General features: G+C 61.0%; 12 protein-coding genes. 2 read left to right on the top strand and 10 right to left on the bottom strand.

Going from position 1 to position 12,777, the window contains the following annotated elements; translation table 11 throughout:
• Nucleotides 1-13 precede the first annotated feature (13 nt).
• The 6 genes from DNK59_RS25025 to DNK59_RS25000 form a co-directional block, all read right to left on the bottom strand.
• Complete coding sequence (locus tag DNK59_RS25025; RefSeq protein WP_110724973.1) at nt 14-1,156, bottom strand: ABC transporter ATP-binding protein; 1,143 nt, start codon at nt 1,154-1,156, stop codon at nt 14-16.
• 71 nt (nt 1,157-1,227) lie between these two features.
• Nucleotides 1,228-2,322, bottom strand: coding sequence for a polyamine ABC transporter substrate-binding protein (locus DNK59_RS25020; protein WP_092308579.1), 1,095 nt, complete (start codon nt 2,320-2,322; stop codon nt 1,228-1,230).
• A 189-nt stretch (nt 2,323-2,511) separates the two neighbouring features.
• Nucleotides 2,512-3,609, bottom strand: a complete 1,098-nt coding sequence (locus DNK59_RS25015; RefSeq protein ID WP_092308576.1) for a polyamine ABC transporter substrate-binding protein — start codon at nt 3,607-3,609, stop codon at nt 2,512-2,514.
• A gap of 183 nt (nt 3,610-3,792) precedes the next feature.
• Entirely contained in the window at nt 3,793-5,157 is a 1,365-nt protein-coding gene (locus tag DNK59_RS25010; protein WP_110724972.1) for an aspartate aminotransferase family protein, read from the bottom strand.
• Between the two features lie 56 nt (nt 5,158-5,213).
• Nucleotides 5,214-6,572: a glutamine synthetase family protein gene (locus DNK59_RS25005; RefSeq protein ID WP_060841608.1), complete on the bottom strand. Its 1,359-nt coding sequence runs from the start codon at nt 6,570-6,572 to the stop codon at nt 5,214-5,216.
• Between the two features lie 38 nt (nt 6,573-6,610).
• Nucleotides 6,611-7,393 (bottom strand): gamma-glutamyl-gamma-aminobutyrate hydrolase family protein, encoded by a 783-nt coding sequence (locus DNK59_RS25000; protein ID WP_110724971.1) that lies wholly within the window; start codon nt 7,391-7,393, stop codon nt 6,611-6,613.
• A 278-nt stretch (nt 7,394-7,671) separates the two neighbouring features.
• On the opposite strand from DNK59_RS25000, the gene DNK59_RS24995 reads away from it, so the two are divergent.
• Together DNK59_RS24995 and DNK59_RS24990 are read left to right on the top strand one after the other, a co-directional pair.
• Complete coding sequence (locus DNK59_RS24995) at nt 7,672-9,048, top strand: glutamine synthetase family protein (protein ID WP_092308569.1); 1,377 nt, start codon at nt 7,672-7,674, stop codon at nt 9,046-9,048.
• Between the two features lie 131 nt (nt 9,049-9,179).
• On the top strand, nt 9,180-9,818 hold the full coding sequence (locus DNK59_RS24990; protein ID WP_092308567.1) for a TetR/AcrR family transcriptional regulator: 639 nt from the start codon (nt 9,180-9,182) through the stop codon (nt 9,816-9,818).
• A gap of 4 nt (nt 9,819-9,822) precedes the next feature.
• Here the strand turns inward: DNK59_RS24990 and coaA are convergent, their stop codons facing one another.
• The 4 genes from coaA to ssuC all read right to left on the bottom strand — a co-directional run bounded on the left by coaA (nt 9,823) and on the right by ssuC (nt 12,774).
• Nucleotides 9,823-10,740, bottom strand: a complete 918-nt coding sequence (coaA, locus tag DNK59_RS24985; protein WP_092308565.1) for a type I pantothenate kinase — start codon at nt 10,738-10,740, stop codon at nt 9,823-9,825.
• 117 nt (nt 10,741-10,857) lie between these two features.
• Nucleotides 10,858-11,073 carry a molybdopterin-binding protein gene (locus DNK59_RS24980; RefSeq protein WP_011064106.1) on the bottom strand — a complete coding sequence of 72 codons (216 nt, stop codon included), beginning with the start codon at nt 11,071-11,073 and terminating at the stop codon, nt 10,858-10,860.
• Nucleotides 11,074-11,182: 109 nt separating this feature from the next.
• Nucleotides 11,183-11,989 carry an aliphatic sulfonates ABC transporter ATP-binding protein gene (ssuB, locus tag DNK59_RS24975; RefSeq protein ID WP_016967636.1) on the bottom strand — a complete coding sequence of 269 codons (807 nt, stop codon included), beginning with the start codon at nt 11,987-11,989 and terminating at the stop codon, nt 11,183-11,185.
• Nucleotides 11,986-12,774, bottom strand: a complete 789-nt coding sequence (gene ssuC, locus DNK59_RS24970) for an aliphatic sulfonate ABC transporter permease SsuC (protein ID WP_092308563.1) — start codon at nt 12,772-12,774, stop codon at nt 11,986-11,988. The genes ssuB and ssuC overlap by 4 nt, the downstream gene beginning before the upstream one ends.
• Between the last annotated feature and the right edge of the window lie 3 nt (nt 12,775-12,777).

Genomic DNA, 12,777 nt, shown 5'->3' with positions numbered 1-12,777 from the left:
AGCTTTCGCATGTTCATGAGCGCAGTACCACGCCGCTGTCGTCTTCCCACCAGACGTAGACCTGGTCACCCCAGGTCGGCCGCGCGCCACGGCGCTCGGCGTTGGCGACGAAGGACTGCACCAGCTTGCCGCTCGGCAGCTCGACGTAGAACACCGAATGCCCGCCCAGGTAGGCGATGTCATGCACCTTGCCGCTGGACCAGTTGTTCTCGCAGGTCGGCATTTCGGCGGTGACCAGCAGCTTCTCGGGGCGAATCGCGTAGGTCACCGACTTGTCCTGCACCGAGGTACTGATGCCGTGGCCAACGTAGATGTTGCGGTCCAGGTCCTTGCAGGTGATCAAGGCGTGGCCTTCGGCGTCGTCCACCACTTCGCCTTCGAAGATGTTGACGTTGCCGATGAATTCGCAGACCAGGCGGCTGACCGGGGTTTCATAGATGTCGATCGGGCTGCCGATCTGGGCGATCCAGCCCAGGTGCATGATGGCGATGCGTTCAGCCATGGTCATGGCTTCTTCCTGGTCGTGGGTCACCATCACGCAGGTCACGCCGACGCGCTCGATGATTTCCACCAGTTCCAGCTGCATCTGCGAACGCAGTTTCTTGTCCAGCGCGCCCATGGGTTCGTCCAGCAGCAACAACTTCGGACGCTTGGCCAGGGAACGGGCCAGGGCCACGCGCTGGCGCTGGCCACCGGACAGCTGGTGCGGCTTGCGCTTGGCGTATTGGCTCATCTGCACCAGCTTGAGCATTTCCGCGACCCGGGCGTCGATCTCGGCGGCAGGAATCTTGTCCTGCTTGAGGCCGAAGGCGATGTTCTGGGCCACGGTCATGTGCGGGAACAGGGCGTAGGACTGGAACATCATGTTGATCGGCCGCTCGTAGGGCGGCATGTCGGTGATGTCCACGCCATCAAGGAAGATTCGCCCCTCCGTTGGCCGTTCGAAGCCGGCCAGCATCCGCAGCAAGGTGGACTTGCCCGAACCCGAACCGCCGAGCAGGGCGAAAATCTCGCCCTTCTTGATTTCCAGGGACACATCGTCCACGGCAACCGTCTCGTCGAACTTCTTCGTGACCCGGTCGATCTTGACCAGCACCTGCTTAGGTGTCTGGTCGCCCTCGAGGGCTTTCTTATAGGCGCCGGAGGCAACTGCCATTTGCGAAACTCCCAACAAAATTTGCAGCCCGCCCCACGCGGGCGGACCTTGGATAGTTTGAGCCTGTGGAACTATTTACCCGTCTTGACCTTGGTCCAGCTGCGGGTCATCAAGCGTTGGATATTGGCTGGCAACTCGATGGACACGTAGGTCTTGTCGAGCACGGCCTGCGGTGGATAAACCGCTTCGTCGGTGCGAATGGACTGCTCCATCAGCTTGTCCGACCCGGGGTTGGGGTTGGCATAACCGACATAGTCACTGACCTGGGCAATCACCTCAGGCTGCAGTACGTAGTTGATGAAGGCGTGGGCTTGCTTGACGTTGGTCGAATCCTTGGGGATCGCCAGCATGTCGAACCACAGGGCTCCCCCTTCCTTCGGAATGGCGTAGGCGATGTTCACGCCCTTGCCGGCGTCGGCGGCCCGGGCCTTGGCCTGGAACACGTCGCCGGAAAAGCCGATGGCCACGCAGATGTTGCCGTTGGCCAGGTCCGAGATGTACTTGGACGAATGGAAGTAGGTCACGTAGGGACGCACCGCCAGCAACTTGGCCTCGGCCTTCTTGTAGTCCTGGGGGTTGGTGCTGTTGGCATCCAGGCCCAGGTAATTGAGGACCGTGGGCATCATCTCATCGGCGGAGTCGAGGAAGGCTACGCCGCAGCTGTTGAGCTTCTTGATGTTCTCCGGCTCGAACAGCACGCTCCAGGAGTCGATCTTGTCCACGCCCAGGACAGCCTTGACCTTGTCGACGTTGTAGCCGATGCCGTTGGTGCCCCACAGGTACGGCACCGCGTACTGGTTGCCCGGGTCGTTCATTTCCAGGCGCTTGAGCAGCGCCGGGTCGAGATTCGAATAGTTGGGCAGCAAGCTCTTGTCGAGTTTCTGGAACGCGCCGGCCTTGATCTGCTTGCCCAGGAAGTGGTTGGACGGCACCACCACGTCATAACCGGTGCGGCCGGCCAGCAACTTGCCTTCCAGGGTTTCGTTGGAATCAAAAACGTCATACACCGGCTTGATACCCGTGGCCTTTTCAAACTCGGCCAGGGTGTTTTTCCCGATGTAGTCGGACCAGTTATAAATATGCACGGACGGTGCAGCCTGGACGCCAGCCACCAGCGTCAGGCTGGCGGCGACCAGCATGGCTTTGCGAAATAAAGAAATAGGCAAGTGGAGGTCCTCTTCAATAGTTGGGCCCAAGTTGCCCCGCGCTACCTGACAGCCTCCGAGCTGCCCAGCAACAAAACCGGCGCGCAACTTACCCTCGATAAACCAATCCAGCAAAACTTTCTGTCATTTAATTGTTTCCTGTTGCCGCCCTCGCCATGACGACGGCAACAGGTAGTGCTGCAAATCGACTTATTTGCCGGATTTGATCTTGGTCCAGCTGCGGGTCAGGATGCGCTGGGTCGCGGCCGGCAGGTCGGCAATCGCGTACAGCTTGGCCTGGACTTCAGCTGGCGGGTAAACACCCGGGTCGCTGGTGATGTCTTTATCGACCAACGGGGTTGCAGCCGCGTTACCGTTGGGGAAACGCACGGCGTTGGTGATTTCGGCCATGACTTCAGGCTTTTGCAGGAAGGTCATGAACTTGTAGGCGCCTTCGACGTTTTCGGCGTCTTTAGGGATGGCGACCATGTCGTAGAAGCTGCCAGCACCTTCTTTCGGAATGTTGTAGCTGACCTTGACCTTGTCGCCGGCTTCGGCAGCACGGGCCTTGGCCTGGTAGATATCGCCCGAGTAGCCGACGGCGACGCAGATGTTGCCGTTAGCCAGGTCGGAGATGTACTTGGACGAGTGGAAGTAGGCGATCGAAGGACGGATCTTGAGGAACAGCTTCTCGGCTTCGTCCAGTTGCTTCTTGTCCTGGCTGTCGGTCGGGTAGCCCAGGTAGTGCAGCGCCACCGGAATCATTTCGGTTGGCGAGTCGAGGAAGCTGACGCCGCAGGCCTTCAACTTCTCGGCATTTTCCGGCTTGAACAGCAGGTCCCAGGAGTTGGTCGGTGCGTCGGCGCCCAATACCGCCTTGACCTTCTCGGCATTGAAACCGATGCCGATCGAGCCCCACATGTAAGGGAAAGCGTGCTTGTTGCCCGGGTCGCTCACCGATACCGCCTTGAGCAGCGATTCGTTGAGGTTCTTCCAGTTCGGCAGCTTGGACTTGTCCAGTTCCTGATAGACGCCGGCCTTGATCTGCTTGGCCAGGAAGTTGTTGGAAGGCACTACCACGTCGTAACCGGATTTGCCGGCGAGCAACTTGGCTTCCAGGGTTTCGTTGCTGTCGAACACGTCGTAGACCACTTTGATGCCCGACTCGGCTTCAAACTTCTTGATGGTGTCCGGAGCGATGTAATCGGACCAGTTGTAAACGTGCAGTACTTTATCGTCCGCTTGCGCTGCCGCCGCCATCACGCCCATCAGGGACATGGCGAGGAGGGTCTTGCCAGCTAACTTCATACCTAATGCCTTCATGCGTAATGCTCCAATTATTCTTTTTAACCACTCGTTCAGCGGCCAATATCCGGGCAACCAAAACGGCGGGTAGTCTGGCAAGATCCAAGGCCGGCTTTCAAGGAAAGACCGGCCTTTATGCCTGCTTCGAACAGGGTGCCCGCAAGCACCGCGCTCAAAGCCTAGCACTCAGCCCTGCAGGGCACTCAAGGTCAGGTCCAGGCACTTGCGCGCCTTGGCTACCAGCTCGTCGATCTCCGCTTCGCTGATCACCAGCGGCGGGGCAATGATCATGGTGTCGCCCACGGCACGCATGATCAGACCGTTGTCGAAACAGAACTGGCGACAGATCATGCCCACGCCCCGGCCCTGATAGCGCGCCCGGGTGGCCTTGTCCTTGACCAGCTCGATCGCCCCCAGCAGACCAACCCCGCGAACCTCGCCCACCAACGGATGATCGCTCAGCTCACGCAGACGTTTCTGCAAATAAGGTGCCGTTTTTTCATGGACGCGCTGGATAATTTTTTCCTCGCGCATGATGCGGATGTTCTCCAGGGCCACGGCAGCGGCTACCGGATGCCCGGAATAGGTGAAACCGTGGTTGAAGTCGCCGCCCTCGTTGAGCACCGCCACCACTTCGTCACGCACGATCAGGCCACCCATGGGGATGTAGCCGGAAGTCAGGCCCTTGGCGATGGTCATCATGTCCGGCTTGAGGTCGTAGAAATCGCTACCGAACCACTCACCGGTACGACCAAAGCCACAGATCACCTCGTCGGCGACGAACAGGATGTCGTACTTGGCGAGAATTTCCTTGATCCGCGGCCAGTAGCTGTCTGGCGGCACAATCACGCCACCGGCGCCCTGGATCGGCTCGGCGATAAAGGCACCGACGTTGTCCACGCCCAGTTCCAGGATCTTTTCTTCCAGTTGATTGGCCGCCCAGATGCCGAACTCGTCGGGGCTCATGTCGCCGCCCTCGCCGAACCAGTAGGGTTGCGGGATATGGACGATGCCCGGGATCGGCAAGTCGCCCTGTTCGTGCATGTAGGTCATGCCGCCGAGGCTGGCACCGGCCACGGTGGAGCCGTGGTAGCCATTGACCCGGCTGATGATGGTTTTCTTGTTCGGCTGGCCCTTGATCGCCCAGTAATGGCGGACCATGCGCAGCATGGTGTCGTTGCCTTCGGAACCGGAACCGGTGAAGAACACATGGTTCATGCCTTGCGGCGCGATCTCGGCAATCACCTTGGACAACTCCAGCACCGGCGGATGCGCGGTCTGGAAGAACAGGTTGTAGTACGGCAGTTCGCGCATTTGCTGGCTGGCGGCATCGGCCAGCTCATCACGGCCATAGCCGATGGCGACGCACCACAGGCCGGCCATGCCGTCGAGAATCTGATTGCCTTCACTGTCCCAGAGATACACACCTTTGGCGTGGGTGATGATCCGCGGTCCCTTTTCTTTCAATTGCTTGAAATCACTGAAGGGCGCCAGGTGGTGATCACTGCTGAGGGTTTGCCACTCGCGGGTTTGCGGGTTTTTTTGAGTCATCAATCTCTCCTAAGTGTCAGTGAAGGCGCCACTGGCGGGCAGTGGCGCCCGGCGAATCAGACGGCGAACAACAGGAATTCCCGCTCCCACGAACTGATCACGCGCTTGAAGTTTTCATGTTCGGCCCGCTTCACCGCGACGTAGCCGGTGATGAACTTCTGGCCCAGGTACTTCTCGATGGTCTTGCTGTTCTCCATACGCTCCAGAGCGTCCTCGATGGTCAGCGGCAGACGCAGGTTGCGGCGTTCATAGCCGCGCCCGACCACCGGCGCACTCGGGTTGTGGCCCTCGACCATGCCGATGTAGCCACACAACAGACTGGCGGCGATCGCCAGGTAGGGGTTGGCATCGGCACCCGGCAGGCGGTTTTCCACCCGACGGTTCTGCGGACCGGCATCCGGCACCCGCAGGCCCACGGTGCGGTTCTCTTCGCCCCACTCGACGTTCACCGGTGCCGAAGTGTCCGGCAGGAAGCGGCGGAACGAGTTGACGTTGGGCGCGAACAGCGGCAGCAGCTCGGGGATGAACTTCTGCAAACCGCCGATGTGGTTGAGGAACAGCTGGCTCATGGTCCCGTCCTCGTTGGAGAAGACGTTCTTGCCGGTGTTGATGTCGATGATGCTCTGGTGCAGGTGCATGGCACTGCCGGGCTCGCCGGTCATGGGCTTGGCCATGAAGGTGGCGGCCACATCATGCTTGAGCGCGGCTTCGCGCATGGTGCGCTTGAACACCAGGATCTGGTCGGCCAGGGACAGGGCATCGCCGTGACGGAAGTTGATTTCCATCTGCGCCGTGCCGTCCTCGTGGATCAGCGTGTCCAGGTCCAGCTCCTGCAGTTCGCACCAGTCGTAGACGTCCTCGAACAGCGGATCGAATTCGTTGGCCGCTTCGATGGAGAACGACTGACGACCGGTTTCCGGGCGGCCGGAGCGGCCGATCGGCGGCTGCAGCGGGTAGTCGGGGTCATCACTGCGCTTGGTCAGGTAGAACTCCATCTCCGGCGCCACGATCGGCTGCCAGCCGTGGTCGGCGTAGAGCTTGAGGACTTTCTTCAAGACGTTGCGCGGCGACAGCTCGATGGGGTTGCCCTGCTTGTCGTAGGTGTCGTGGATCACCTGGGCCGTGGGCTCGATGGCCCAGGGCACCAGGTACACCGCGTTATGGTCCGGGCGGCAGACCATGTCGATATCCGCCGGGTCCAGCAGTTCGTAGTAGATGTCGTCTTCGACATAGTCGCCGGTCACGGTCTGCAACAGCACGCTCTCGGGCAGGCGCATGCCTTTTTCGGCAATGAACTTGTTGGTCGGCGAGATCTTGCCCCGGGTGATACCGGTCAGGTCGCCGATCATGCATTCGACTTCTGTGATCTTGTGGTCTTTCAACCAATCGGTGAGCTGGTCGAGGTTGTTACTCATAAATGCCTCTAGGCTGAGTTTCCTGACTCTCTATTAAGTCAGGCGTTGTGTGACGCTTCGGCGTCGCGTTGTTTTGCCCGCTGGCGGCAGGCATCACCAAAAGCCTGGAAAATGGCCAGGTAGTGAGGGTTGCAGCTTACCTGCCATTCGGGGTGCCATTGCACCCCCAACGCAAAAGCCTTGCTGGCCTCGACCGAAATGGCCTCGACCAGGCCGTCGGCAGCCAGCGCCTCGACCCGCAGCCCCGGCGCCAGACGTTCAACGCCTTGAGCATGAATCGAGTTGACCTGGATCGTCTGCGGCAGGCCCAGGCCCGCCAGGACACCGCCGGCCTGGACGTGCACGTCATGGGCCGGTGCGTACCAGGCATCCAGGGGCTGGTCGGCCTCTTCATCATGGCGGTGGTCCATGAACGGCTGCACTTCATGCACGTTCTGGTGGAGGCTGCCGCCCAGGGCGACGTTCATTTCCTGAAACCCGCGGCAGATGCCCAGCACGGGAACGCCCGCGGCAACGGCGGCGTCCAGCAGGGGCAGGGTCGCTGCATCCCGTGCAGAATCATGAGCAGTACCGGGCGCGCTGGCGGGCCCCTGATAATGGAAAGGTTCGATATTGGAGGGAGAGCCGGTAAAGAGGATGCCGTCCAGACCGTCCAGAATATCGGACGGGGAAACCAGCTGCGCCAGGGACGGAAGAATCACCGGCACGCCCTGGGCCGCGCTGGCTACTGCCTGGACATACTCGTCGCCACTGATGTGATAAGCATGCAGACCGATCTGCCTGGAGCAGGCGGTGATGCCGATTAACGGCAGGCGAGACATGAAACACCCCGGTATTATTGCTGTTATGGGTTTGATTCGAGCTTAGCCTTGTTCATTTTTTTACACAACACCCCCGTAAAAAATACAACACGGCCCGCTCAAGCCTGCGCTACCCGAGGCAGTCGCGTCCCAAAAAATGCCCTGTTTTGCCCCAAAAGAGCCTCACCAGCCCTTTATTAGGGCGTAAAGAGCCTTACTTGACTTCGGCATGCCGTTCGGGTTGACTGAAACCAGAAAAGATCAATGATTGATATTTTTAACAACAAAGGTGTTGCATCATGTCGGTACCCCCGCGTGCCGTTCAGCTTAACGAAGCGAACGCGTTCCTTAAGGAACATCCTGAGGTTCTGTACGTTGACCTTCTGATTGCGGATATGAATGGTGTGGTGCGCGGCAAGCGCATCGAACGCACCAGCCTCCACAAGGTTTACGAGAAAGGCATCAACCTGCCGGCCTCCCTCTTTGCCCTGGATATCAATGGCTCTACGGTGGAAAGCACCGGCCTGGGCCTGGACATCGGCGATGCTGACCGAATCTGCTATCCGATCCCCGATACCCTGTGCAATGAACCCTGGCAGAAGCGCCCTACCGCGCAACTGCTGATGACCATGCACGAACTCGAAGGCGACCCGTTCTTCGCCGATCCACGGGAAGTGCTGCGTCAGGTCGTGACCAAGTTCGACGAACTGGGACTGACCATCTGCGCGGCCTTCGAACTGGAGTTCTACCTGATCGACCAGGAGAATGTGAACGGCCGTCCACAGCCGCCACGCTCACCGATCTCCGGCAAACGTCCGCATTCCACTCAGGTCTACCTGATCGACGATCTCGACGAATACGTCGACTGCCTCCAGGACATTCTGGAAGGCGCCAAGGAGCAAGGCATTCCGGCCGACGCCATCGTCAAGGAAAGCGCCCCGGCGCAATTCGAGGTCAACCTGCACCACGTGGCCGACCCGATCAAGGCCTGCGACTACGCGGTACTGCTCAAGCGCCTGATCAAGAACATCGCCTACGACCATGAGATGGACACCACCTTCATGGCCAAGCCTTACCCGGGCCAGGCGGGCAACGGTCTGCACGTCCACATTTCGGTTCTGGACAAAGATGGCAAGAACATCTTTTCCAGCGAGGATCCCGAGCAGAACGCCGCACTGCGTCACGCGATCGGCGGTGTGCTCGAGACCCTACCGGCGCAGATGGCCTTCCTCTGCCCGAACGTCAACTCCTACCGTCGTTTCGGCGCCCAGTTCTATGTGCCGAACTCGCCAAGCTGGGGCCTGGATAACCGCACCGTGGCCATTCGCGTACCGACCGGCTCCGCTGATGCGGTACGCATCGAGCACCGGGTCGCCGGTGCCGACGCCAACCCGTACCTGCTGATGGCTTCGGTCCTGGCGGGCGTGCACCACGGCCTGACCAACAAGATCGAGCCGCCGGCACCGACCGAAGGCAACAGCTACGAGCAGAACGAACAAAGCCTGCCGAACAACTTGCGCGATGCCCTGCGCGAGCTGGACGACAGTGAAGTGATGGCCAAGTACATCGATCCGAAGTACATCGATATCTTCGTGGCCTGCAAAGAGAGCGAGCTGGAGGAGTTCGAACACTCCATCTCCGACCTCGAGTACAACTGGTACCTGCACACCGTCTAAGCGGTTGTCGCAAAAAAACGCCGCGTAGCTCACCGCTCGCGGCGTTTTTTTGTGCCTCGGATCCATGGCCAGCGGATTCAGGAATCCTCGCACTGTCGCGTACAATGCCCGCTGCCCAGTAGGAGACACCGATGACGCGCACCGCACCGCTACGCAAACCCCGTGCACGCAGCCAGGCCCGGATCGACTCGATACTCGAGGCCGCCCGGACCCTGCTGGCCAGCGAGGGCGTGGCCAGCCTGTCGATCTACAGCGTGGCCGAACGGGCGCAGATTCCACCGTCGTCGGTCTATCACTTCTTCGCCAGCGTCCCGGCCCTGCTGGAGGCCCTGACCGCCGATGTACACGCTGCTTTTCGCGCCTGCCTGCAAGCCCCCATCGACCACCAGCGACTCCAGGGCTGGCGTGACCTGTCACGCCTGGTGGAACAGCGCATGCTCGACATCTACGGCGCGGACGCGGCGGCCCGCCAACTGATCCTCGCCCAGCACGGGCTGACCGAGGTCACCCAGGCCGATCGCCAGCACGACCTTGAGCTGGGGGACCTGATGCACACACTGTTCAATCAGCACTTCGAGCTGCCGAGATTGCCCGCCGACGTGGACGTGTTTGCCCTGGCCATGGAGCTCGGGGACCGGGTGTATGCCCGCTCGGTGCAGCAGCACGGGCAGATCACCCCGCGCATGGCCGAGGAAGGCATGCGCGTGTTCGATGCCTACCTGAGTCTTTATCTACCGCCCTACCTGCCCAAGCGCCCCGCCCCGCTTTGAGGGCTCAGACCTGGCGTAACAACAGCCGGTCGATGCTGTGATCCGCTGACTTGTGGATGATCAGGTTGGCCCTTTCCCGGGTGGGCAGAATGTTTTCCAGCAGGTTCTTCAAGTTGACCCGGTCCCAGGTATCGGACGCCATCGACAGGGCCTCTGGGTCCGAGAGCCCCTTGTACTTATTGAAATAGGAGTCTCGGGACTGGAAGGCAGTGTTCTTCAAATAGACAAAACGCTCCAGATACCAGGCCTTGATCGTCTCCTCGGGCGCGTCGACGTAAATGGAGAAGTCGATGAAGTCCAAGGGATTCAAGCCCTGGCCCCGCTCCCCCTGCAGCACATTCAGGCCTTCGAGGATGATGATGTCCGGCGCCTCCACCGACTGCGCCTCATCGGCCAGGATGTCGTAGCGCACATGGGAATAGATGGGAATCCGCGCCGCCTCGCCCCTGCGGCACACGGCCTGGAGAAAATCCACGAACAGCGGTTCATCGTAGGACTCGGGAAACCCCTTGCGGTGCAGGATGTTTTTTTCCTGCAGGGTGGCCAGGGGGAACAGAAACGAGTCCGTGGTCACCAGGTGCACATTGGGTTTGCCCGGCCAATAGGCCAGGAGCGCCGCCAGAACCCGGGCAAAACTGCTCTTGCCCACCGCCACGCTGCCGGACACACCGATCACATAGGGGGCCTTGAAGCCGGTCTGTGGCACCTTGAGCGACTGCACCTGGGCCGCATGCAAATGCAGCAGGCGCGACAGGGGCAGCAGGATCTGCCGCACCTCTTCAGACGCCATGGGCTGGGTCGGACTGGTCAGCGAGTCCATCTCGGACGGCGACAGGTTCATGGGTTCTCCGGCCCGTAACGCCGACCAGTGGTCGCGATCGAACTCCAGATACCCTGCGTTTGGACCCTGCTCTGTTGTCATGTTTACTGTTCAGGTCTTGCCGAAAGCAGGGAAAGTATCAAATCTGACCGGTATTTACAGCGCCCATGAAAAAGCCCCGAAGGGCTCGCACCCTTCGGGGCTGATCTCTGGCCTCGCTCATAGCTTGGCGATCGACACCTCGGTGGACTTCACAAAGGCAATCACTTCGCTGCCGATGGACAGTTCCAGCTCCTTGACCGAACGGGTGGTGATCACCGAAGTGACAATCCCGGAAGCGGTCTGGACATCGATTTCCGAGAGCACGTCGCCTTCGACGATTTCCTTGATGGTGCCCTTGAACTGGTTGCGTACGTTGATGGCTTTGATGGTCATGGTATTTCTCCTGGGGTCGAAAAACAGAGCTGCAAGCTTCAAGCGCTCAGCGGCAAGCACAAGCGCGACGCTCTTGCTTGCCGCTTGCAGCTGAAAACTTGCCGCTGCTCTAAAGCGCCCAACGCAACTGCGTGGGCAAGGGTGAAACGGGTTCCGGTTCCGGCGGCGAGCCGGGCAGTGACAGCACGCGGTTGAGGACTTGGGTTTCCAGGGCCGCCAGACGATGGGAACCCCGCACGCGCGGACGCGGCAGCTCGACGTGCAGGTCCAGTCCCACCTCGCCGTCCTCGATCAGGATCACCCGATCGGCAATCGCCACCGCCTCGCTGACATCGTGGGTCACCAGCAATACGGTAAAACCGTGCTGCTGCCACAGGCGCTCGATCAACTGCTGCATCTCGATCCGGGTCAGGGCATCCAGCGCCCCCAACGGTTCGTCCAGCAGCAACAGCCGCGGTTGATGGATCAGGGCCCGGGCCAGCGCCACGCGCTGCTTCTGGCCACCGGACAGCGCCGCCGGCCACTCATTGGCGCGATCGGCCAGGCCCACCGCCTCAAGGGCTTCCAGGGCCTGGGGCCGCCAGTTGCCCGCAAGACCGAGCCCGACGTTGTCGATGACTTTCTTCCAGGGCAGCAGACGCGCTTCTTGGAACATCAGCCGGGTGTCTTCGATGGCGGCGCTCAAGGGCGCGGAGCCCGCCAGCAACTCCCCGGCCGAAGGCTGGTCGAGTCCGGCCAGCAGGCGCAGCAAGGTGCTCTTGCCGCAACCGCTGCGCCCCACCACCGCGACGAACTGGCCGGCGGGAATGTGCAGGTCGATTTCCCGCAGCACCTGGCGCGAGCCGAAAGTCTTTTGCAGTTTGCGCACGGCCAGGGGAATGCCCCGCAGCAGCCGTGGAGGTTGTTGAGCCGTCATTGGGCATCCCCCTTGGCCACTTGGTAGGCCGGATGCCAGCGCAGCCAGACCCGCTCCAGGCCACGCGCGGCCAGATCCGCCAGCTTGCCGAGCACTGCGTACATGACGATGGCCAGCACCACCACGTCGGTCTGCAGGAATTCCCGGGCGTTCATCGCCAAGTAGCCGATGCCCGAGCTGGCGGAGATGGTTTCGGCGACGATCAGGGTCAGCCACATGAAGCCCAGGGCAAAACGCACGCCCACCAGGATCGAAGGCAAGGCCCCCGGCAGGATCACCTGGCGAAACAGGGCAAAGCCGGACAGGCCATAGCTGCGCGCCATCTCCACCAGCGCCGGATCGACGTTGCGGATGCCGTGGTAGGTGTTGAGGTAGATGGGAAACAGAGTGCCCAGGGCCACCAGGAAAATCTTCGCCGACTCATCGATGCCGAACCACAGGATCACCAGCGGAATCAGCGCCAGGTGCGGCACGTTGCGGATCATCTGCACCGAGCTGTCCAGCAGCCGCTCGCCCCACTTCGACAGGCCGGTAATGAAGCCCAGCGCCAGGCCGATACCGCCACCGATGACAAACCCCAGCCCCGCGCGCCAGCCACTGATGGCCAGGTGGGTCCAGATATCACCGCTGCGTACCAGACTGATCCCGGCTTCGATCACCGCGCTGGGAGCCGGCAGGATGCGGGTCGAGAGCCACCCCGCCGACACCGACAGCTGCCACACCGCGAGCAGCAGCAAGGGCAGGCCCCAGGGCGCCAGACGCTGCACTATGCGTTGTCCATTCATGAC

The organism is Pseudomonas sp. TKO26, from assembly GCF_003225665.1.
Classification (GTDB): domain Bacteria; phylum Pseudomonadota; class Gammaproteobacteria; order Pseudomonadales; family Pseudomonadaceae; genus Aquipseudomonas; species Aquipseudomonas saponiphila.
Note: the sequence above shows the minus strand (reverse complement) of the source record. Positions and strands in the feature narration are given on the sequence as shown.

Coding starts and splice junctions, on each gene's coding strand:
- coaA (WP_092308565.1), bottom strand. CDS start 10,740: ATGACAACAGAGCAGGGTCCAAACGCAGGGTATCTGGAGTTCGATCGC.
- DNK59_RS25025 (WP_110724973.1), bottom strand. CDS start 1,156: ATGGCAGTTGCCTCCGGCGCCTATAAGAAAGCCCTCGAGGGCGACCAG.
- ssuC (WP_092308563.1), bottom strand. CDS start 12,774: ATGAATGGACAACGCATAGTGCAGCGTCTGGCGCCCTGGGGCCTGCCC.
- DNK59_RS25010 (WP_110724972.1), bottom strand. CDS start 5,157: ATGACTCAAAAAAACCCGCAAACCCGCGAGTGGCAAACCCTCAGCAGT.
- DNK59_RS24995 (WP_092308569.1), top strand. CDS start 7,672: ATGTCGGTACCCCCGCGTGCCGTTCAGCTTAACGAAGCGAACGCGTTC.
- DNK59_RS25005 (WP_060841608.1), bottom strand. CDS start 6,572: ATGAGTAACAACCTCGACCAGCTCACCGATTGGTTGAAAGACCACAAG.
- DNK59_RS24980 (WP_011064106.1), bottom strand. CDS start 11,073: ATGACCATCAAAGCCATCAACGTACGCAACCAGTTCAAGGGCACCATC.
- DNK59_RS24990 (WP_092308567.1), top strand. CDS start 9,180: ATGACGCGCACCGCACCGCTACGCAAACCCCGTGCACGCAGCCAGGCC.
- DNK59_RS25000 (WP_110724971.1), bottom strand. CDS start 7,393: ATGTCTCGCCTGCCGTTAATCGGCATCACCGCCTGCTCCAGGCAGATC.
- DNK59_RS25015 (WP_092308576.1), bottom strand. CDS start 3,609: ATGAAGTTAGCTGGCAAGACCCTCCTCGCCATGTCCCTGATGGGCGTG.
- ssuB (WP_016967636.1), bottom strand. CDS start 11,989: ATGACGGCTCAACAACCTCCACGGCTGCTGCGGGGCATTCCCCTGGCC.